The following is a 17,702-nucleotide window of genomic DNA, read 5'->3' as shown; positions in this document are numbered from 1 at the left end:
TCCCACATTTGGAATTCATTTCCCTGTGGGAGCGGGCTTGCTCGCGAAGCTCTCAGCTATTTCGAAAGCGCCGCAAATACTCGACCTGCTCCCGGTGCGCCACGTCCTGCACCACCGGCCTCAACCGCACCTGCGCGCCCGGCAGACACTGCGCCAATCGCGCCAGCGCCAACGGCGTCAGCGCTCCCAAACGTGGATAGCCACCAATCGTCTGCCGATCATTGAGCAAGACAATCGGCTGCCCATCCGGCGGCACCTGTACCGCGCCCAGCGGAATGCCCTCGGAAATCATTGGCTGGCCCTGATACTGCAACGCCTTGCCCAACAAGCGAATTCCCATGCGGTCGGCGCGACTGTCGAGCGTCCACGGACTGTTGAACACATCGAACAGACTCTGTCCGCTGAACTGACCAATCTGTGCGCCGAGCACCAGATCCAGCGGCGCATTGAGGCGCAGATCAGGTCGATGCGCCAGCGGCACTTCACGCACCTGCAGGACCGCACCGCGATAACTCAATGTCGCGCCCTTGGTCAGCGGTAAACCCATACCATCTAATCCACCGAGTTCTTCGCGCACCACCGTAGCACTGCTGCCCAGCACCTGCGGCGCGTCGAAACCGCCGGGTGCCGCCAGATAAGCCCGGGCGCCGAGCAGCGGTTGGCTGAACTTCAAGGTTTGCCCTTTGCTGAGCTTGAAACTGCGCCACGGCGCCAGCGCCTGCCCGTCAATCTGCGCGCCGAGATCCGCCCCGGCCAACGCCAGCAGGCAATCTTGCTGCGCCACTACGGCAAACCCGCCGAGGGTGATTTCGATCACCGGCAGATCCAGCGCATTGCCGAGCAACCAATTGCCCCAACTCATCGAACTCCAATCCGCGGCGCCGCCCTGGGTCACGCCCAAATGGCGCACGCCAAAACGCCCGGCGTCCTGCAACAAGCACAGCGGCGTGCTGGCCTCAATCGTCAGTCGGCTCATGCCAGTGCCTCCAGTGGCGTGTCATCGCCGCCCAGGTTGATGAACTCGGCGTGGCTCACCGCTTCGAAACGCACGGTGTCGCCGGGTTGCATCAGGCTGTAGCCGTCGCGATGACGATCGAACAGTTTCGCCGGAGTGCGGCCGATCAGGTTCCAGCCACCGGGTGACACCACTGGATAAGCCGCGGTCTGCCGCTCGGCGATCCCGACGCTGCCGGCCGCGACTTTCTTGCGTGGGGTGTCCAGGCGTGGCGCGGCGAGGATTTCTTCCACCAGCCCCATGAAGGCAAATCCCGGCGCGAAGCCGAGGGCGAACACCTGATATTCGCGAGCGCTGTGCCGCCGAATCACCTCCTCCACCGCCAACCCGCTGCGCTGCGCCAGCAGGCTCAGTTCGGGGCCGACACTCAGGTCGTACCAGACCGGCAACACATGGCACTGGCCGCTGGTTCGAGCGTTCGGCGACAGATCGATCAGCGCTTCAGCGATCAATTCACGGGCCTGATTCGGATTCAGTACCGTCAGGTCGTAATGCACCATCAGCGTGGTGTAGGACGGCACCAGATCAATCAATTGCGCGCCAAATACCGTGCGCAGGCGCTCACTGGCAGCGAGCATCCACGGCATGTTGGTTTCGGCGATTTCATCGAACAGGCGCAGCATCAGGCAGTCCAGGGCCACCACTTCAATCCGTGGGTTCATGGCGCGCTCTGCTGATTCAGGGCCTCGCGAATGCGCTTCACGGCAGCCACCGAACTGGCGTTGTCGCCATGCACGCACAAGGTGTTGGCCTGCAGGTGCAGCGTGCTGCCGTCACTGGCGACGAGGTCACCGCCACGGGCGATGGTCAGGGCCTGTTCGATGATTTTTTCTGGCTCGTGATGCACCGCGCCCGGCAGTTGCCGCGAAACCAGTCGACCTGCGCTGTCGTAGGCGCGGTCGGCGAAGGCTTCGAACCACAGGGTCACGCCGTATTCGTCACCGAGTTGCTGCGCCGCCGCGTTATCGCGGGTGGCCATCAGCATCAGCGGCAGGCTGCGATCATAGGCGGCCACGGCCTGAATCACTGCACGCAACTGCGCCGGGTTGGCCATCATGTCGTTGTACATCGCGCCGTGGGGTTTGACGTAACTGACCCGCCCGCCCTGCGCACGGCAAATGCCGTCGAGCGCGCCGATCTGGTAATGCAGGATGTCTTGCAGTTCCTGAGCGGAATAGGGCATGGAACGCCGGCCGAAACCGACCAGATCCTGATAGGCCGGGTGCGCGCCGATCTGCACGCCGTGACTCAGGGCCAGGCTGACAGTCTTGCGCATGATGCTCGGGTCACCGGCATGGAAGCCGCAGGCCACGTTGGCGCAGTCGATGTAGGGCATGACCTCGGCGTCCAGACCCATGGTCCAGCTGCCGAAACTCTCGCCGATGTCGCAATTCAATAGCAGGCGGCTCACGGTGAAACTCCTGTAGCTTCTTGTCTTTTTGTCTGTAGGACGCTTGCTCAGCAGGTTATCAGTTACTGCGCATCCAGTTGCTTGCCACGGGTTTCCGGCAGGCTCAACGCCGCGAGAATCACCACGCCGTACGATACCGCCGCGAACGCACCGATACCCACGCTCAACGGCACTGTCTGGCTGAGCAGGCCGATCAGCAGCGGAAACAAAGCCGCCAGCGCCCGGCCGATGTTGTAGCAGAAGCCCTGCCCCGAACCGCGAATCCGCGTCGGAAACAGCTCGGTGAGAAACGCGCCCATGCCGCTGAAAATCCCCGAGGCGAAGAAGCCCAGCGGAAAGCCCAGCCACAGCATCACCCCGTTGCTCACCGGCATTTGCGTGTACAGCAGAACAATGGTGAACGAGCCGACCGCGAACAGGATGAAATTCTTTTTACGCCCGAGCAGATCGGTCAGATATGCGCTGATCACATAGCCGACGTAGGACCCGACAATCACCATGGCCAGATAGCCGCCAGTGCCGAGCACGCTCAAACCGCGTTCGTTCTTGAGGAAGGTTGGCAGCCACGAAGTGATCGCGTAGTAACCGCCGAGTGCACCGGTGGTCAGCAGCGACGCACGGAACGTGGTGAACAGCATGCCCGGGGCAAAGATCTCGTAGAACTTCGACGGGTTCTGCGGAGTTTGCGCAGCCTTGGCTTCGCGATAGATCTCCGGGTCCTTCACCAGACGCCGCACGAAGATCACGAAAATGGCCGGGACGATGCCGAGAATGAACAGCGCTCGCCAGGCATCTTCCGGCGGCAACACCGAGAACAGCAGCGCATACAGAATCGCCGTCAGCCCCCACCCCAGCGCCCAACCGGATTGCACCATGCCCACCGCTTTGCCGCGATCCTTGGCGCGGATCACTTCACCGATCAGCACCGCGCCGGCGGTCCATTCGCCGCCGAAGCCAAAGCCCATCAAGGTCCGGGCGATCAGCAACTGTTCGTAGTTCTGCGCGAAACCGCAGAGGAAGGTGAAGAAGGCAAACCACAGCACCGTCAGTTGCAGGGTGCGCACGCGGCCAATCCGGTCGGAGAGAATCCCCGCGACCCAGCCACCAATGGCCGAGGCGATCAGGGTGCTGGTGTGAATCAGCCCGGCCTGCCCGGTGGTGATGCCCCACATGGCGATCAGGGTCGGTACCACGAAGCTGAGCATTTGCGTGTCCATGCCGTCCAGGCCATAGCCGATCTTGCAGCTCCAGAAGGTACGACGTTCCTGCTGATTGATGTTGCGATACCAGTCGAACGGACCGGGGCGGGCCGTGCTCTTGGGGAGGTCGAGGGTGTCGGGCGCACGCATGGCAAGTCTCCGCAGGCTTTTATTGGTCTTGTTCGAAGTTCCGACGACGCCTATCGTGGGAACCGGATGCGCCGATTTTTGGGCGCGCCGCCCTGCTGCGTCCAACGAATAAAAACCCGCCTTAGGCATAAGAAAAATTTGTCACCCGAGCCGTTGCCATGAACCTGAAGTTTCTCGAGACCTTTGTCTGGGTCGCCCGGCTGAAGAGTTTTCGCCTGACCGCCGACAAGCTGTTCACCACCCAGGCGTCGATTTCCAGCCGCATCGCGGTGCTCGAAGGCGAACTGGGGGTGAAGCTGTTTCTGCGTGATTCACGCGGCGTCAGCCTGACGCCCGAAGGCCTGAAGGTGCTGGATTATGCCGAGCAGATGCTCGATACGATGTCAGCCCTGAAGCAATCGATCGAGACCCGCTCGAGCAAGGTTGGCCGGGTGCGCATCGGCGTGATGGACACGGTGATCCACACCTGGCTCAGCCCGTTGGTGGCGCAGATGACCGATTTGTATCCACGGGTGGAAATCGAGCTGGTGGCGGATACCTCGCTGAACCTCTGCGATCAGCTGCAAAAAGGCTTTCTCGACATCGTTCTGCAAACCGATCTGGTACGTCACGAAAGCGTGCGCAGTCTGGAGCTGGCCAGCCATCCGCTGGGCTGGATCGTTGCGAGCAATTCGATCTACAACCGCGAGTACGCCGACCTCGGCGAACTGGCGCAGGAACGGATCATCACCTACTCGAAAAACTCCCGGCCGCATCAGGATCTGCTGGCATTGATGCAGACCAACGGTGTGTTGGCGCCGCGGCTGAACTGCGTGAACTCGGTGTCGGCGATTACCCGGCTGCTGCGCGATGGATTTGGCATCGGCGTACTGCCACCGGTGCTGGTGGCCGAGGAACTGGCGCGGGGTGAATTGACCTTGCTCGACATCGACCAGCGACCACCGAATCTGCAAGTGGTGGTGTCGTGGCGAGTGGGCGTGGAGTGGGTCGAAGAGATGGTGACGTTGTGTCAGCAGGTGCTGGAGGGGTATGCGCGCAAGGTTGGTGAAAACTACATCGTCTTGAGTGCCTGACACCCTGTGGCGAGGGAGCTTGCTCCCGCTGGACTGCGAAGCAGGCCCAAAACCAGACACCCTAATCATCCAGGACAATTGAGTTCATAGGTTTACGACTGCTGCGCAGCCGGGCGGGTGCAAGCTCCCTCGCCACAGTGATCGCGCGGTCCTTAAAGACCGCGCACGTCGCGGTCTTCAATCGGCCGGCTCTGGCGCAAACGCCGGCCACCGAGCACCACCCAGTCAATCAGACGAATCAGGCACTCGATGCCGAACGACAGCAACAACGCGCCGCTCATGCCCCAGATCATCGCTTCCGGAGTCAGCAGGATCTGGTAGCTGTAGCCGTTCCAGGTTTCCTTGCGAATGTCCGGGTCGGCGGCCAGCACCACTTGCAGGAAGCGGATGTACCACGGGCCCTGCATGGCCTGGAACTGTTTATCCAGCGCCAACTGCCGGTCGAGCAAAGTGCTCAGGCTGTCGGCATCGCTGCGAAACACCGGATCGTCACTGGCGCGGTAATGTGCAACCAGCGCCTGCAAGTCGCCCTTGAAGAACTGCTCGGCGGTGCCTTGGAAACCGCGCAAACCGGTCTGCGCTTCGATCAGATGGGCTTCGACACGTTTGGCGTAATCGTTGATGAACCCCGGCACCTGGACACCGATCAACAGGCCCGCCGCAAACAACACCAGCCGTAGATAACTGAGCAACATCGAGGAGAGATCCTTTATTCGGTCGTGCCCTGGCTGACGCATTCGCCGCGTCGCCACAGGCTCCATTGGCCCGGTTCGTAACGGGTCCAGGTTTCGTTTTCGGTCAAAGGCTCGGTGGCGATCACCGTGACCACATCGTTGGGCGTGGTTTCTGCCTGGAAATCGACGATCACATCGACATCCTTGAGCCGCGCCGGACCGAACGGTGCGCGCCGGGTGATCTGTGCCAGTTTGGTCGAGCAATAGCAGAACAGCCAGTCGCCATCGCTGAGCAGGCAGTTGAACACGCCTTTGCTACGGTATTCGGCGCAGGCGGCGACCAGATCGGGCAGCAGCACTTCTATATCGACCGGTTCCGGGAATGCGGCACGCACGCGGTTGAGCAAATCGCAGAAGGCCGCTTCGCTGTCGGTGTCGCCCACCGGGCGGTAGAAACTCTTGATCGGGGTGAAGTCGGCGAGCTGGCCGTTGTGCGCAAAACACCAATTACGCCCCCACAGTTCGCGGACGAACGGGTGGGTGTTGGACAGGCAGACCTTGCCGACGTTGGCCTGGCGGATATGGCCGATGACCACTTCGCTCTTGATCGGATAGCGCTGCACCAGGTTGGCGACTTCCGACTCGCAACTCGCGGCCGGGTCCTGAAACAGGCGCAAGCCGCGACCTTCGTAGAAAGCGATGCCCCAGCCGTCGCGGTGCGGGCCGGTGCGCCCGCCGCGCTGCATCAGGCCGGTGAAGCTGAACACGATATCGGTCGGCACGTTGGCACTCATGCCCAGTAGTTCACACATGTGCTGACTCTCGTGATTACAGACGCGGCTCGACGCGCATGCGTTGCGGATTGTTCGGCAACGGCGGGCGACCGTAACGGTCGTCTCCGGCACCGCCGAACGGCTGATCGTCGTCGCGATCATCGGCACGGGCCGCGGCCTTGGCGGCTTCAGCCTGTTCGCGGCGCGCTCGGGAAGCACGTTCGATCGGGAAGCGGATCAGCACGAAAATCAGGTAGATGCCGAACGCAATCATGCCGTACATGAACAGATCGGAAATCGCTCGCCAAGCGTTATTGCCGACCTTGAAGGCCAGATCCAGCGCGGTGATGGCGATCGACGGCGCGACCTTGGCTTTCACCGGGTCAATGATGGTCGGGCTGAACAGCAACACCGCCATCAGCACCCGCAGCGGCTCGCGCAGCCAGCGCCACATCCAGCGGGTCAGGCGCATCCATACCAACAGGCAGCCCACAGCGGCAAAGGCGTAGAGGCCCCAGGCGATCAGATAGTCGTTCTCGGTCATGGTGTCCATGGCAAGGCAGGCAAAGAGGCGCTTATAGTAACGACTTTTCGCCCGTCAGGCTTGTCCCAATGCCAGACGGCCAACAGCAAACCCTGTGGGAGCGAGCTTGCTCGCGAAAGCGTTGGGTCAGTGAAACAAATGTCATCTGACAGGACGCCTTCGCGAGCAAGCTCGCTCCCACAGGGAAGTGCGATGGTTTCAAGAGCTGCGAAAACCTTTATTCCGAACATTGCCCGAGAGCCTTCCATGCCCGAATCCGCCCACGTCCTCCGCGCCCCGATCGCCCACAAGGCTGCCGGTGCCGACCCGTATGCCTGGCTGCAGGAACGCGACACCGACGCGGTGCTCGACTACCTCAAGGCTGAAAACGCCTATCAGGAAGCACAGACCGCCGATCAGGCCGCTCTGCGCGAAAGCCTGTTCGAAGAGATCAAGGGCCGGATCCTCGAGACCGACCTGTCCCTGCCCTCGCCCTGGGGGCCGTATCTGTATTACACCCGCACCACCGCGGGTGACGAGTACGCTCGGCATTACCGTTGCCCGCATCCGGCTGACGACAGCCTGACCCTCGATGAAAGCCGCGAACAACTGCTGCTCGACCCGAACGTGCTGGCCAATGGCGGTTTCTTCTCGCTCGGCGCGTTCAGCATCAGCCCGGATCACCAGCGCCTGGCCTACAGCGTCGATGCCTCGGGCGACGAGATCTACACGCTGTTCGTCAAGGAACTGGCCAACGACAAGGTCAGCGAACTGGAGTTCGAAGACTGCGACGGCAGCATGACCTGGGCCAACGACAGCCTGACCCTATTCTTTGGCGTGCTCGACGACACTCATCGCCCGCACAAACTGTATCGCTATCGCCTCGACGGCACCGCCGCCGAAGAGGTGTTCCATGAGCCGGACGGGCGCTTCTTCCTGCATTGCTACCGCTCCAGTTCCGAGCAGCAATTGCTGCTGACCCTGGGCAGCAAAACCACCAGCGAAGTCTGGGCACTGGATGCGCATCAGCCGCATTTGCCGTTTACCTGTCTGGCGCCTCGGGTCGAGGATCATGAATACGACGTCGACCACGGTGCGCTGGATGGCGTGTGGACCTGGTTCATCCGCACCAACCGCGACGGCATCAACTTCGCCCTGTATCAGGCGCCGGACACTGGTGCGGTACCGAGCGAAGCCGACTGGCAGAACCTGATCCCGCACAGCGACACGGTGATGCTCGACGGCGTGACGCTGAACACCGCGGCCATGACCCTGAGCCTGCGCGAGGGCGGTTTGCCGATCATCGAAGTTCACCCGCAAGGCCAGACGCCGTATCGCGTACAACTGCCGGACGCGGCCTACAGCCTCTATGTGCAGAACAGTCTGGAGTTCGAGAGCGACCGCATCCGTCTGCGTTACGAGGCGTTGAACCGTCCGGCGCAGGTTCGGCAGTTGCTGCTGGCCAGCGGCGAGCAAACCGTTCTGAAGGAAACCCCGGTGCTCGGCCCGTTCGATGCCGACGCCTACATCAGCCAACGCCTTTGGGCTACCGCGCCGGACGGTACGCAGGTGCCGATCAGCCTGGTGATGAAACGCGAGATGGTCGGCAAACCGGTGCCGCTGTATCTGTACGGTTATGGCGCCTACGGTTCCAGCCTCGATCCGTGGTTCTCCCACGCACGCCTCAGCCTGCTGGACCGCGGCATGGCCTTCGCCATCGCCCATGTGCGTGGCGGCGGTGAGCTGGGCGAAGCCTGGTATCGCGCCGGCAAGCAGGAACACAAGCACAACACCTTCAGCGACTTCATTGCCTGCGCCGAATTCCTGATCCTCAACGGCATCACCACCGCTGAAAAACTGGCGATCAGCGGCGGCAGCGCTGGCGGCTTGTTGATTGGCGCGGTGCTGAATCAGCGTCCGGACCTGTTCGGCGTGGCGATTGCCGAAGTGCCGTTCGTCGACGTGCTCAACACCATGCTCGACCCGGACTTGCCGCTGACCGTCACTGAGTACGACGAATGGGGCAACCCCGAAGAGCCGGACGTCTACGAGCGGATCAAGGCGTACGCGCCGTACGAAAACGTCACCGCGCAGAATTATCCGGCAACCCTGGTCATCGCCGGCTACAACGACAGTCGCGTGCAGTACTGGGAAGCGGCCAAGTGGGTGGCGAAATTGCGCGCGACCAAGACCGACGACAATCTGCTGCTGCTCAAGACCGAACTCGGTGCCGGGCATGGCGGAATGAGCGGGCGTTATCAGGGATTACGTGACGTAGCGCTCGAATATGCGTTTGTGTTCAAGGTTTTGGGCCTGGCCTGAGGAACTCCGTCGGTCACTTGGGTCTTAACTCCAGACCCAGGGGGCCGATACCTATGAACCCCTGTAGGAGCTGCCGCAGGCTGCGATCTTTTGATCTTGTCTTTCAAAAATCAAAATCAAAAGATCGCAGCCTGCGGCAGCTCCTACAGGGGACGGTGTAAGCCTGGAATCAGTGAAAACAATAAAGACCGCAATGACATGTCAGAACCCACCCTGCTGAACAACGAAATTCGCGACTGGCTGATGGACTGTGGCCTGTTCGATCAATTGCAACTGGCGGACTTTGCCGCAGCCTCGGGCTACTTCAGCATCAGTACCGTGGCGGAGGGCGAAGCGATTTTCCGTGAGGGCGATGCCGGCAGTTTCATGTGCATCCTCCACACCGGTCAGGTCGCCGTGCAGAAGACTGGCCCCGACGGTCAGGTCATCACCATGGCCACCCTGCGCAGCGGTCGGGCGTTCGGTGAAATGGCGGTGCTGGATGGTGAGCGCCGTTCGGCGACCTGCGTCGCGGCGAGCAACTGTCAGTTGCTCAACCTGGGCAAGGATTCGCTGGAAAAGATGCTCAACGACGCACCGAAGATCGCCGCCAAGATCATCCGCGCCCTTGCCGTGTCCCTGTCCAAGCGCCTGCGCATGGCTGACGGCCAACTCGCGGCGCAACAGATTTAACCGCCCGGGGATTTGACCTTGGTGCCGCTCGGTTCGATGCCCTGCACCGCTTGATCCTTGCTCGGCGGGCTAGGCATTTCGATCGGCACCAGCGGCGGGCTGCCACTGCCGGCACCGGCCTTCGGTGCGCTGATCGGGGTGATTTGCGGATACGGCGTCGGCGTGGCGGTGCCGGGTGAGCCGGGTTGCGGCGTCGGGCTGACCGGAATGGTCTGCTGCGCCTGCACTGCAGTAATCGAGAGCGCGGCCAGGGCAATGACCGTTAGAATGGTGCGCTTCATCAAGGGCTCCGTTTGGCCTTTAGTCTGCGCTCAGGCTACTCCCAACGGGCCTGCTTGCCTTCCCCTTTGTAGAGATTTCCATGAAACGTTTCGTTCTGCTCGACACCACGCCGATCCCAGATAACGGCGGTGCCCTGTGCCTGTTCGAGTATGGCGAGGATTTCGTCATCAAGATCCAGGGCGGCGACGGCGGGCAATTGATGAACACGCGCATGCACGGTTCGGAAGATGCACTGGCCGAGATCCCTTGCCGCAAGGTCGCCGGCCGGCCGAATTCGCGAGTGTTGATCGGCGGTCTGGGCATGGGTTTCACCCTCGCCTCGGCGCTCAAACATCTGGGCAAGAGCGCCGAAGTGGTGGTCGCCGAACTGGTGCCCGGCGTGGTCGAGTGGAACCGTGGGCCGCTCGGTGAAAAGTCCGGGCGACCGTTGCTCGATCCGCGCACAGTGATCCGTCAGGACGACGTGGCCAAGGTCCTGCAAAGCGAGCCGAACGGCTTCGACGCGATCATGCTCGACGTCGACAACGGCCCCGAAGGCCTGACGCAGAAAGCCAACAGCTGGCTGTACTCGGCCGCCGGCCTGAACGCCTGCGCCAAAGCCCTGCGGCCCAAGGGTGTGCTGGCGGTGTGGTCGGCCAGCGCCGACCGGCAGTTTTCCGACAAATTGAAGAAGGCCGGTTTCAAGGCCGAGGAAGTGCAGGTCTTCGCCCACGGCAACAAGGGCACCCGCCACACGATCTGGATTGCCGAGAAGCTCAAGGGCTGAGCTAAACTCTGCACATAACCGTCATTAGTCTTTTTACAAAGGTGAACCCATGAGTTCGTCCACCCCGACCAACACGTCGAAGCTCGATCGCATCCTTGCCGACAACCAGCGCGACAAGGAAATGGGCTACCGCGACAAGGCCCTGAAGATGTATCCGCACGTCTGCGGCCGCTGCGCCCGTGAGTTTTCCGGCAAGCGTCTGAGCGAACTGACCGTGCACCACCGCGATCACAACCACGACAACAACCCGCAGGACGGCTCGAACTGGGAACTGTTGTGCCTGTATTGCCACGACAACGAACACTCGCGCTACACCGACCAGCAATATTTCGGCGACGGCTCGCTGAGCACGCCGAAAATCGCCAAGGCCACGCATAACCCGTTTGCCGCCCTCGCCGGGCTGATGAAAAAAGAAGATTAAAGTTCTTCATTGGCCCGACTGGCCCCTTCGCGAGCAAGCTCGCTCCCACACTGGATCAGTGTCATACACAAAACCACTGTGGGAGCGAGCTTGCTCGCGAAGGCGGTCGATCAGACACCGGCAATCCTTGATCTGACCACAACTGCCCAATCCCCGTATAATCGCCCTCTTTTTCCCGAAGGCACCCCGCTCGTGGCAGACAAACGTTACAGCTGCATTGGTTTGTACAACCCCAAATCACCGGAGAACGTCGGTTCGGTGATGCGCGCCGCAGGCTGTTACGGCGTGGCGTCGGTGTTTTACACCGGCAAGCGTTATGAACGCGCCGCCGATTTCGTCACCGACACCAAGCGCGTGCACTACGACATCCCGCTGATCGGCATCGACGACCTGAAAAAAATCCTCCCGCTCAACTGCGTCCCGGTCGCCGTGGAACTGGTCGAGGGCGCCCGCCCGCTGCCGGAATACACCCATCCGGATCGCGCGCTGTACATCTTCGGCCCGGAAGACGGCTCGCTGGATAAAGAGATCCGCGACTGGTGCGAAGACGTCGTGTACATCCCGACCACCGGCTGCATGAACCTGGCGGCCACGGTCAACGTGGTGCTTTACGACCGCATGGCCAAGGGCCTGAATACTCGCTCCGGGCCGAAATTCCGCTGAAACGTCGCACATTCGATGGAACGAGCCGGCCGCTGCGGCAGTCAGCTTATCTATCTATTGCACATTGCCTGGGAGACAGATCATGACCGAACTCAAACGCGTCCAACGTATCGATTCCACCCCGTTCCAGAGCCCGACCGAGCAGAACGTACAGGGCTGGGAGCGCATCGGCTCGCTGGCCGGTGGCGTGATCATGGTCGGCAAGGGCCTGCGCCGTGGCGGCCTGTTCGGTCTGATTCAGGTGGCGATTGGCGGCGTGGCAATGGCCCGTGGCATCACCGGGCACAGCTCGATGAAAAGCCTGCTGGAAAAAAGCCGCGAGGACATGAACAACGTCCGGGCGAAGATCGAACGGGCCGGGGAAGAACTGAGCAAGCTCAAGGCCAATGCCGAGGCAGCGACCAGCACGGCCACGGTGACTGGCAATGATTCGGTGAAATCACCAAAAGCCGGGGTTTGATTCGAGATCTTCGTTGAGGCTTCTGGCCTCTTCGCGAGCAAGCCCGCTCCCACATTGAACCGGGTTCCGTCAGTTGGAATGCGATCAAATGTGGGAGCGGGCTTGCTCGCGAAGGCGGTATTACTGAAGCAATGCGCTATCAAGGACTTTGGAGGATTCGCCCAGAACACTCTCGGCCAGTTGCACAAACGCCTTGGTGTCCACCGTCCCGAGATGCATCGCCCCGCGCAACACATCATCCAGCGAACGCTTGTTGCGCGTCTTCAAGCGAATCTCGCGATCGAGTTCCTGCAGCACAACCACCGCTTTGGCAACTTGCGCCGGGCTGATCTGTTCGCCGCGCAGGGTCGTGACTTTCTGACTTTCCCTGTTCAGCTTCGCCTGTAACGCCTGATAGCGCTCATCGCTCATGCCACCGGCACGGCGCACCAGTTCGATCGCGTAATACTCGGCAAACCCTTCGCTGATCCAGTCGCTGCGATGCTCGTCGCTGATCCGGCCGAACACCTGCGCCAGCTCACGCACCAGCGCACTGCTGCCACTCTCGCTGACCAGCGGCAGACGCGTGTTCAAGTAGATCGATTCATGTGCGCCCAGACTGCCGCGCCACATCGGGTCGTTGGCGCCGACGATCAGCAGTTTTTTCGGATGCCGGGGATAGACCGCTTGCACCTGCGGCCAGACGAACGTCAGCAAGGTCAGCACATCCATGCGGCGCATGCCCTGCCCTTGCGGCGAGGCCACGGTGACTTCGGTTTCGCCCAGGCGCGTGCGGCGGCTGCCGAGGTGACCGGCGAGCATCCAGCCGGTCGGGCGGTCGAACAGCCGTGAGGGATTGTCGATGCGGAATTTGTTCTTGCCGATACGCGGCCAGGCGGTTTCGACGCTTTGCCAGCCGTTAGGCAGTTCGAATTGCAGGCGCGACACCAGCTCGACGCCATCCTGCTGATCGAGCCTGGCCGGCGGCACCAGGTCATCACCGCGCAGCAAAGCCCAGGTCGGGGTCAGGCGCGTGTCGAAGCTGCCGTTCTTGCGGCCGTGGCTGATGCTGACGCGGTAAGTCAGGCTGGGCTTGTCACCACTCGGACGCCACAGGCCACGTGCCTGTTTACCCGGGGTCAACTGCCACTGGCCGTCGGCCTTGAAGTCGCTGTAGTGGCTGCCGTCGCCGAGGTCGAAATCGAGACTGCGCACCGCTTCGCCTTTCGCCAGGGTCAGTCGTACTTCGGCCTGATCGCTTTGCGGCAGCAGGCGTACGTGGTAATCCAGATCGACTTTCTTTGCCGCCCACACTGGCGCGCTTAGCGCCAGCAGACCGATCAGCGATGCCCGCAGCAATCCCCCAGCCATACACACTCCTTGTTGAATCCTGGAACCCTTGGTGCTTAACCGGCGCGGAAAATCAGGTGATCTTCCCAGTCATCCTCCGGCACGCTGCCTTCGGCGAGCATGCGCCCGGACTGGGAAATCCGTTCGTGGTGCACCGCGTCACGGTCGCCGCACACCAGGTGGTGCCACAGCGGCAGGTCCTTGCCTTCGCTGACCAGACGATAACCGCAGGTCGGCGGCAGCCATTTGAATTCTTCGGCCTGGCCCGGAGTGAGCTGGATGCAGTCCGGGACAAACTTGATGCGATTCGGGTAGTCGCTGCACTGGCAGGTTTTCAGGTCCAGCAGTTTGCAGGCGATGCGTGTGTAATAGACGCTGTTGTCTTCTTCATCCTCGAGTTTCTGCAGGCAGCACAGACCGCAGCCGTCGCACAGCGATTCCCATTCCTCGTGATCCAGTTGATCGAGGGTTTTGCGTTTCCAGAACGGTTCGACTTTGGCGGCCATGGCTCAAGCATCAACATCAGGTGGTGAAAAGGCCGCCAGTCTAGTGCCCACGGCCTTGCGGGCCAAGCGCTGGCGACTGTCGGTAAATCCCGCTTGTCAGGCGAATCGCCGCCCAGTAGGGTTTTGCCACGAATTCATGACTCAAACACAGCAAGGAATCTTTCGATGAGTGCCAACCCTCGCGTTGCCGATTACGCCATTCACCCGCAGTTCACCGAGCGCTGGTCGCCCCGCGCCTTCACCGGTGAAGCGATCCCGGAAGAAACCCTGCTGAGCTTCTTCGAAGCGGCACGCTGGGCACCTTCGGCCTACAACTCGCAGCCGTGGCGCTTTCTGTACGCGCGTCGTGATACGCCGAACTGGGAGCGCTTCCTGGGTCTGCTGAACGAGTTCAACCGCAGCTGGGCGCAGCACGCATCGGCATTGGTGATCGTGATTTCGAAAACCACCTTCACCGCCCCCGGCGCCAGCGAAGAAACCCCGGCGCTGTGGCACACCTTCGACACCGGTTCGGCCTGGGGCCACCTGGCGCTGCAAGCGAGTATCAGCGGCTGGCACACCCACGGCATGGCCGGTTTCGATCAGGAGCTGACCCGCAAGGAGCTGAATATTCCGGAAGGTTATGCGCTGCACGCGGCGGTCGCTGTCGGCAAGCTGGGCGACAAGGCGACGCTGGCCGAGTACCTGCAGGCCCGTGAAACGCCGAGCCCGCGTCGTCCGCTGAGCGAGTTGGTGGCTGAAGGCAACTTCACCCTGTAAGCCAGCACAAAAAACAAATGTGGGAGCGAGCCTGCTCGCGAAAGCGCTGTGTCAGACAACGATGATGTTGGCTGACACTCCCCCTTCGCGAGCAGGCTCGCTCCCACAGTTTATTCGGCGAACATTCAGTAACCGCGGTTGAAATCCACTTCCCCGCGCAACGCTTCACCCGCTTGATACGCCTTCAGATTCTCGACAAACAATTGCACCATCAACGCCGGCGACGTCGGTGCCGAGCTGTGCCCGGTGAGCAACAAGCCCCAGGCGGTCCAGAACGGATGGCGTTGCGGCAACGGCTCCTGACGGCAGACGTCGATCACCGCGCCCGCCAGATGCCCTTCCTTCAAGGCTTCCACCAGATCCGCGTCAACCACTGCCACGCCGCGTCCGACGTTGATGAACAGCCCGGTCGGCTTGAATTGCTTGAACAGCGCCGCGTCGTAAATGTCGTGGGTGTGCTCGGTGTTCGGCAGCAGGTTGACCACGTAATCGACCGCGCCCACCAGCCGTGGCAGATCCGCCATCGAGCCGACTTCGACGAACGGCGCCTGCTCGCGCGCGCTGCTGGCGATGCCGTACAGCTCGACGCCAAACGGCAGCAGAAACTGCGCCACGCTCTGGCCGATATCGCCGGTGCCGACGATCAGCACCTTGCGTCCGACCAGACTCTGGCCGGTCCGATTGTCCCACTTACGCTCGACCTGGCTGACCAGGCGCGCCAGCACTTCCCGCTCGTGACCGAGCATGTAGGTCAGCACGTATTCGGCCATCACCTGACCGAAGATCCCCACCGCACGGGTCAGGCGGTAATCGCGGCGCAAGCCGTCGGCGAGCAGCGGCGTGATGCCGGCCCAGGTCGATTGCAGCCATTGCGGCTGGTGGCCCTGACGCAGCAGGGTCGCCAGCAGATCCGGCTGCCCCAGCCACACCGGGCAATCGGCAGCCTGACGGGCCAGTTCGGCAGAGTCGCCACTGGTCAGTACTTCAAGTTGGGGGGCCGCCTGACGCAGCAGCCGGGCGTACACCGCGTGGTCGTGTTCAGCAATCAGAACGCGCATCTTCAAACCTTTCGCAAACCGTGCAGGCAACCGCCGAAAGAGCCGTGCTCCTTCGTGGCGGTCGTCGCCGTAAAATCAGTTCCAGGGTGGCAAGAGGCCCAGAACAGGGCCTCGCAGATCAGACCGGGTCGTTGCGTCGCAGCAACTCTTCGGGCAGGTGTTCGATGTACTCGTCCTCGGCCGGTGGCATTTGCAGGTGATAGCCCTGCTTGTCGAGGTTTTCCAGGACCACGGTGATGTCCTCGCGCGCCAGTGTGCGCTCAGGGGTCAGCACCAGGTCAAAGGAATGCTTCGCCTTGCCGAAGGCCGCCATCAGCGCTTCGGGCACGCGCTCCAGAGCATCGCTCTTGAGCACGTAAAGATACATCCCGGGTTTCTTCGAGCTTTGGTAAATGGAGCAAATACGTTTCAAGGCTGTTCTCCGGCGGTGGCCAGGCTGTCCAGCAGCTTCTGACCCATGAGTTCGCGGCGCCAGCCACGCAGCGACTCAGGCAATTGATAAGGGCCCTCGGGGAAGCCGCTTTTGACCAGCGCTTCGAGGGTTTTCTTGCGCAGCATCAGTTCCGGCGCGATGCCCAGGCGTTCGGCCTCGGCCTGGCCGAGCGCGCGCAGTTGCTTGATCAGCGCCGCCGCTTCGACCGGCAATGGCTCCGGCACCGCTGGCGGCCATTGATCAGGCCCCACACTGCCAGAGCGCTTGATCAGATCAAGCAGAAATTCGCCGTCCTGACGCACGGTACGCGGGTGCATGTCTTCGATCTTGCCCAGCGCGGCGAGGTTGTCCGGTTGCGTGCGGGCCAGCGGCCACAGCGAATGTTCACGGACGATGCGGTTGCGCGGCAGATTGCGCGCGCGGGCTTCACGCTCACGCCAGGCGCAGAGCTCACGCAGCACAGCCAGTTGCGCACGGGACAGTTTCCACGCCAGTTTGGCCTCGCGATAGACCTCGTATGGGTCGGTCTCGCGGCGCAGGTTAGCCACCAGTTCGGCGCCATCCTCCAGCACCCAGGCGAATTTGTCGTCGGACAGTTTCGGGCGCAGCTGTACGAAAACTTCCGCCAGATGCACCGCATCTTCGGCGGCGTAGCTGACTTGAGTGTCGGACAACGGACGCTGCAACCAGTCGGAACGGGTTTCGCCCTTCGGCAGCTCGATACCGAGCACTTCCTGCACCAGCCGCGAATAGCCCATCGAGAACCCGAGGTTCAGGTAGGCCGCAGCCAGTTGTGTGTCGAACAGCGGCGCCGGCAGGCTGCCGGTCAGACGCAACAGCACTTCGAGGTCTTCGCTGCAGGCGTGCAGGACTTTGAGCACCGCCGGATTTTCCAGCAACGCCGCCAGCGGTTGCCAGGCGTCGATGGTCAGCGGATCGATCAGGTAGGCGCGTTTGCCGTCGCCGACCTGCAACAAACCGGCAATCGGGTAGAAGGTGTCGACCCGCATGAATTCGGTGTCGAGGGCAACGAACGGCAGCTGCTGCCACTCGGCGCAAAACTGCGCGAGGCTTTCGTTGTCGCGAATCCAGTGAATATCGATGGCCACACGGCTCTCCCTTGAAGAATGGCGCGCAGTATATATCGCCGCCGGCGTTTTACGCGCCTGCGCTGGGCCAGAGCTGTAACGAAATGTCCTGCCAGAGAGAAAGA

General features: G+C 61.9%; 21 protein-coding genes. 8 read left to right on the top strand and 13 right to left on the bottom strand.

The features are described 5' to 3' along the window. Nucleotides 1-52: 52 nt before the first annotated feature. The 4 genes from ACVHNU_RS03760 to ACVHNU_RS03745 all read right to left on the bottom strand — a co-directional run bounded on the left by ACVHNU_RS03760 (nt 53) and on the right by ACVHNU_RS03745 (nt 3,775). Nucleotides 53-976 carry a 5-oxoprolinase subunit C family protein gene (locus ACVHNU_RS03760; protein ID WP_473019034.1) on the bottom strand — a complete coding sequence of 308 codons (924 nt, stop codon included), beginning with the start codon at nt 974-976 and terminating at the stop codon, nt 53-55. Then, a complete protein-coding gene (gene pxpB / locus ACVHNU_RS03755; protein ID WP_473019033.1) occupies nt 973-1,677 on the bottom strand; it encodes a 5-oxoprolinase subunit PxpB in 705 nt (234 codons plus the stop codon). Before pxpB ends, ACVHNU_RS03760 begins: the two co-directional genes overlap by 4 nt. Continuing rightward, nucleotides 1,674-2,426: a 5-oxoprolinase subunit PxpA gene (locus ACVHNU_RS03750; protein ID WP_473019032.1), complete on the bottom strand. Its 753-nt coding sequence runs from the start codon at nt 2,424-2,426 to the stop codon at nt 1,674-1,676. Before ACVHNU_RS03750 ends, pxpB begins: the two co-directional genes overlap by 4 nt. Before the next feature lie 62 nt (nt 2,427-2,488). Then, complete coding sequence (locus ACVHNU_RS03745; RefSeq protein WP_473019031.1) at nt 2,489-3,775, bottom strand: MFS transporter; 1,287 nt, start codon at nt 3,773-3,775, stop codon at nt 2,489-2,491. A gap of 158 nt (nt 3,776-3,933) precedes the next feature. Here ACVHNU_RS03745 and ACVHNU_RS03740 point away from each other — a divergent pair, with 158 nt between their 5' ends. After that, nucleotides 3,934-4,848 carry a LysR family transcriptional regulator gene (locus ACVHNU_RS03740; protein WP_226501588.1) on the top strand — a complete coding sequence of 305 codons (915 nt, stop codon included), beginning with the start codon at nt 3,934-3,936 and terminating at the stop codon, nt 4,846-4,848. Between the two features lie 152 nt (nt 4,849-5,000). On the opposite strand, the gene ACVHNU_RS03735 is transcribed toward ACVHNU_RS03740, so the two are convergent. Genes ACVHNU_RS03735 through ACVHNU_RS03725 form a run of 3 tightly spaced genes read right to left on the bottom strand, consistent with a single transcriptional unit; the run spans nt 5,001 to nt 6,848 of the window. Continuing rightward, nucleotides 5,001-5,543, bottom strand: a complete 543-nt coding sequence (locus ACVHNU_RS03735; RefSeq protein WP_003222626.1) for a DUF2937 family protein — start codon at nt 5,541-5,543, stop codon at nt 5,001-5,003. A 14-nt stretch (nt 5,544-5,557) separates the two neighbouring features. After that, a complete protein-coding gene (locus tag ACVHNU_RS03730; protein WP_003222625.1) occupies nt 5,558-6,334 on the bottom strand; it encodes a class II glutamine amidotransferase in 777 nt (258 codons plus the stop codon). Nucleotides 6,335-6,350: 16 nt separating this feature from the next. After that, nucleotides 6,351-6,848: a hypothetical protein gene (locus tag ACVHNU_RS03725; protein ID WP_007969598.1), complete on the bottom strand. Its 498-nt coding sequence runs from the start codon at nt 6,846-6,848 to the stop codon at nt 6,351-6,353. A gap of 237 nt (nt 6,849-7,085) precedes the next feature. Between ACVHNU_RS03725 and ACVHNU_RS03720 the strand changes: the two genes are divergently transcribed. Both ACVHNU_RS03720 and ACVHNU_RS03715 read left to right on the top strand, forming a co-directional pair. Next, nucleotides 7,086-9,140 (top strand): S9 family peptidase, encoded by a 2,055-nt coding sequence (locus ACVHNU_RS03720; RefSeq protein ID WP_473019030.1) that lies wholly within the window; start codon nt 7,086-7,088, stop codon nt 9,138-9,140. Between the two features lie 198 nt (nt 9,141-9,338). Next, a complete protein-coding gene (locus ACVHNU_RS03715; protein ID WP_103484422.1) occupies nt 9,339-9,812 on the top strand; it encodes a cyclic nucleotide-binding domain-containing protein in 474 nt (157 codons plus the stop codon). Here ACVHNU_RS03715 and ACVHNU_RS03710 read toward each other — a convergent pair. Further along, nucleotides 9,809-10,093 carry a hypothetical protein gene (locus ACVHNU_RS03710; RefSeq protein WP_473019029.1) on the bottom strand — a complete coding sequence of 95 codons (285 nt, stop codon included), beginning with the start codon at nt 10,091-10,093 and terminating at the stop codon, nt 9,809-9,811. The genes ACVHNU_RS03715 and ACVHNU_RS03710 overlap by 4 nt on opposite strands. A gap of 80 nt (nt 10,094-10,173) precedes the next feature. Between ACVHNU_RS03710 and ACVHNU_RS03705 the strand changes: the two genes are divergently transcribed. The 4 genes from ACVHNU_RS03705 (at nt 10,174) to ACVHNU_RS03690 (ending at nt 12,404) form a co-directional block, all read left to right on the top strand. Continuing rightward, nucleotides 10,174-10,860 carry a spermidine synthase gene (locus ACVHNU_RS03705; protein ID WP_047598150.1) on the top strand — a complete coding sequence of 229 codons (687 nt, stop codon included), beginning with the start codon at nt 10,174-10,176 and terminating at the stop codon, nt 10,858-10,860. A gap of 49 nt (nt 10,861-10,909) precedes the next feature. Continuing rightward, nucleotides 10,910-11,281, top strand: coding sequence for a YajD family HNH nuclease (locus ACVHNU_RS03700; RefSeq protein ID WP_003222612.1), 372 nt, complete (start codon nt 10,910-10,912; stop codon nt 11,279-11,281). Between the two features lie 192 nt (nt 11,282-11,473). Further along, nucleotides 11,474-11,944: an RNA methyltransferase gene (locus ACVHNU_RS03695; RefSeq protein WP_007911337.1), complete on the top strand. Its 471-nt coding sequence runs from the start codon at nt 11,474-11,476 to the stop codon at nt 11,942-11,944. An 82-nt stretch (nt 11,945-12,026) separates the two neighbouring features. Further along, a complete protein-coding gene (locus tag ACVHNU_RS03690) occupies nt 12,027-12,404 on the top strand; it encodes a YgaP family membrane protein (protein WP_262141299.1) in 378 nt (125 codons plus the stop codon). Nucleotides 12,405-12,524: 120 nt separating this feature from the next. On the opposite strand, the gene ACVHNU_RS03685 is transcribed toward ACVHNU_RS03690, so the two are convergent. Then, entirely contained in the window at nt 12,525-13,754 is a 1,230-nt protein-coding gene (locus tag ACVHNU_RS03685; protein WP_473019028.1) for a hypothetical protein, read from the bottom strand. A 35-nt stretch (nt 13,755-13,789) separates the two neighbouring features. Next, a complete protein-coding gene (locus ACVHNU_RS03680) occupies nt 13,790-14,239 on the bottom strand; it encodes a YcgN family cysteine cluster protein (protein WP_003222605.1) in 450 nt (149 codons plus the stop codon). Nucleotides 14,240-14,404: 165 nt separating this feature from the next. On the opposite strand from ACVHNU_RS03680, the gene ACVHNU_RS03675 reads away from it, so the two are divergent. Next, complete coding sequence (locus ACVHNU_RS03675) at nt 14,405-14,998, top strand: nitroreductase family protein (RefSeq protein WP_003222603.1); 594 nt, start codon at nt 14,405-14,407, stop codon at nt 14,996-14,998. A 125-nt stretch (nt 14,999-15,123) separates the two neighbouring features. Here the strand turns inward: ACVHNU_RS03675 and ACVHNU_RS03670 are convergent, their stop codons facing one another. The 3 genes from ACVHNU_RS03670 to rnd form a co-directional block, all read right to left on the bottom strand. After that, entirely contained in the window at nt 15,124-16,056 is a 933-nt protein-coding gene (locus tag ACVHNU_RS03670) for a D-2-hydroxyacid dehydrogenase (protein ID WP_473019027.1), read from the bottom strand. A 118-nt stretch (nt 16,057-16,174) separates the two neighbouring features. Next, nucleotides 16,175-16,468 (bottom strand): YcgL domain-containing protein, encoded by a 294-nt coding sequence (locus ACVHNU_RS03665; protein ID WP_003222599.1) that lies wholly within the window; start codon nt 16,466-16,468, stop codon nt 16,175-16,177. Beyond that, nucleotides 16,465-17,598: a ribonuclease D gene (gene rnd, locus ACVHNU_RS03660; RefSeq protein WP_103485622.1), complete on the bottom strand. Its 1,134-nt coding sequence runs from the start codon at nt 17,596-17,598 to the stop codon at nt 16,465-16,467. The genes ACVHNU_RS03665 and rnd overlap by 4 nt, the downstream gene beginning before the upstream one ends. Nucleotides 17,599-17,702 lie beyond the last annotated feature (104 nt).

The sequence above is a fragment of the Pseudomonas sp. Ors-4-3C genome, assembly GCF_055755035.1.
This window is presented reverse-complemented; position numbering and strand designations above follow the sequence as displayed.

Coding starts and splice junctions, on each gene's coding strand:
- ACVHNU_RS03760 (WP_473019034.1), bottom strand. CDS start 976: ATGAGCCGACTGACGATTGAGGCCAGCACGCCGCTGTGCTTGTTGCAG.
- pxpB (WP_473019033.1), bottom strand. CDS start 1,677: ATGAACCCACGGATTGAAGTGGTGGCCCTGGACTGCCTGATGCTGCGC.
- ACVHNU_RS03745 (WP_473019031.1), bottom strand. CDS start 3,775: ATGCGTGCGCCCGACACCCTCGACCTCCCCAAGAGCACGGCCCGCCCC.
- ACVHNU_RS03740 (WP_226501588.1), top strand. CDS start 3,934: ATGAACCTGAAGTTTCTCGAGACCTTTGTCTGGGTCGCCCGGCTGAAG.
- ACVHNU_RS03735 (WP_003222626.1), bottom strand. CDS start 5,543: ATGTTGCTCAGTTATCTACGGCTGGTGTTGTTTGCGGCGGGCCTGTTG.
- ACVHNU_RS03730 (WP_003222625.1), bottom strand. CDS start 6,334: ATGTGTGAACTACTGGGCATGAGTGCCAACGTGCCGACCGATATCGTG.
- ACVHNU_RS03725 (WP_007969598.1), bottom strand. CDS start 6,848: ATGGACACCATGACCGAGAACGACTATCTGATCGCCTGGGGCCTCTAC.
- ACVHNU_RS03720 (WP_473019030.1), top strand. CDS start 7,086: ATGCCCGAATCCGCCCACGTCCTCCGCGCCCCGATCGCCCACAAGGCT.
- ACVHNU_RS03715 (WP_103484422.1), top strand. CDS start 9,339: ATGTCAGAACCCACCCTGCTGAACAACGAAATTCGCGACTGGCTGATG.
- ACVHNU_RS03710 (WP_473019029.1), bottom strand. CDS start 10,093: ATGAAGCGCACCATTCTAACGGTCATTGCCCTGGCCGCGCTCTCGATT.
- ACVHNU_RS03705 (WP_047598150.1), top strand. CDS start 10,174: ATGAAACGTTTCGTTCTGCTCGACACCACGCCGATCCCAGATAACGGC.
- ACVHNU_RS03700 (WP_003222612.1), top strand. CDS start 10,910: ATGAGTTCGTCCACCCCGACCAACACGTCGAAGCTCGATCGCATCCTT.
- ACVHNU_RS03690 (WP_262141299.1), top strand. CDS start 12,027: ATGACCGAACTCAAACGCGTCCAACGTATCGATTCCACCCCGTTCCAG.
- ACVHNU_RS03685 (WP_473019028.1), bottom strand. CDS start 13,754: ATGGCTGGGGGATTGCTGCGGGCATCGCTGATCGGTCTGCTGGCGCTA.
- ACVHNU_RS03680 (WP_003222605.1), bottom strand. CDS start 14,239: ATGGCCGCCAAAGTCGAACCGTTCTGGAAACGCAAAACCCTCGATCAA.
- ACVHNU_RS03675 (WP_003222603.1), top strand. CDS start 14,405: ATGAGTGCCAACCCTCGCGTTGCCGATTACGCCATTCACCCGCAGTTC.
- ACVHNU_RS03670 (WP_473019027.1), bottom strand. CDS start 16,056: ATGCGCGTTCTGATTGCTGAACACGACCACGCGGTGTACGCCCGGCTG.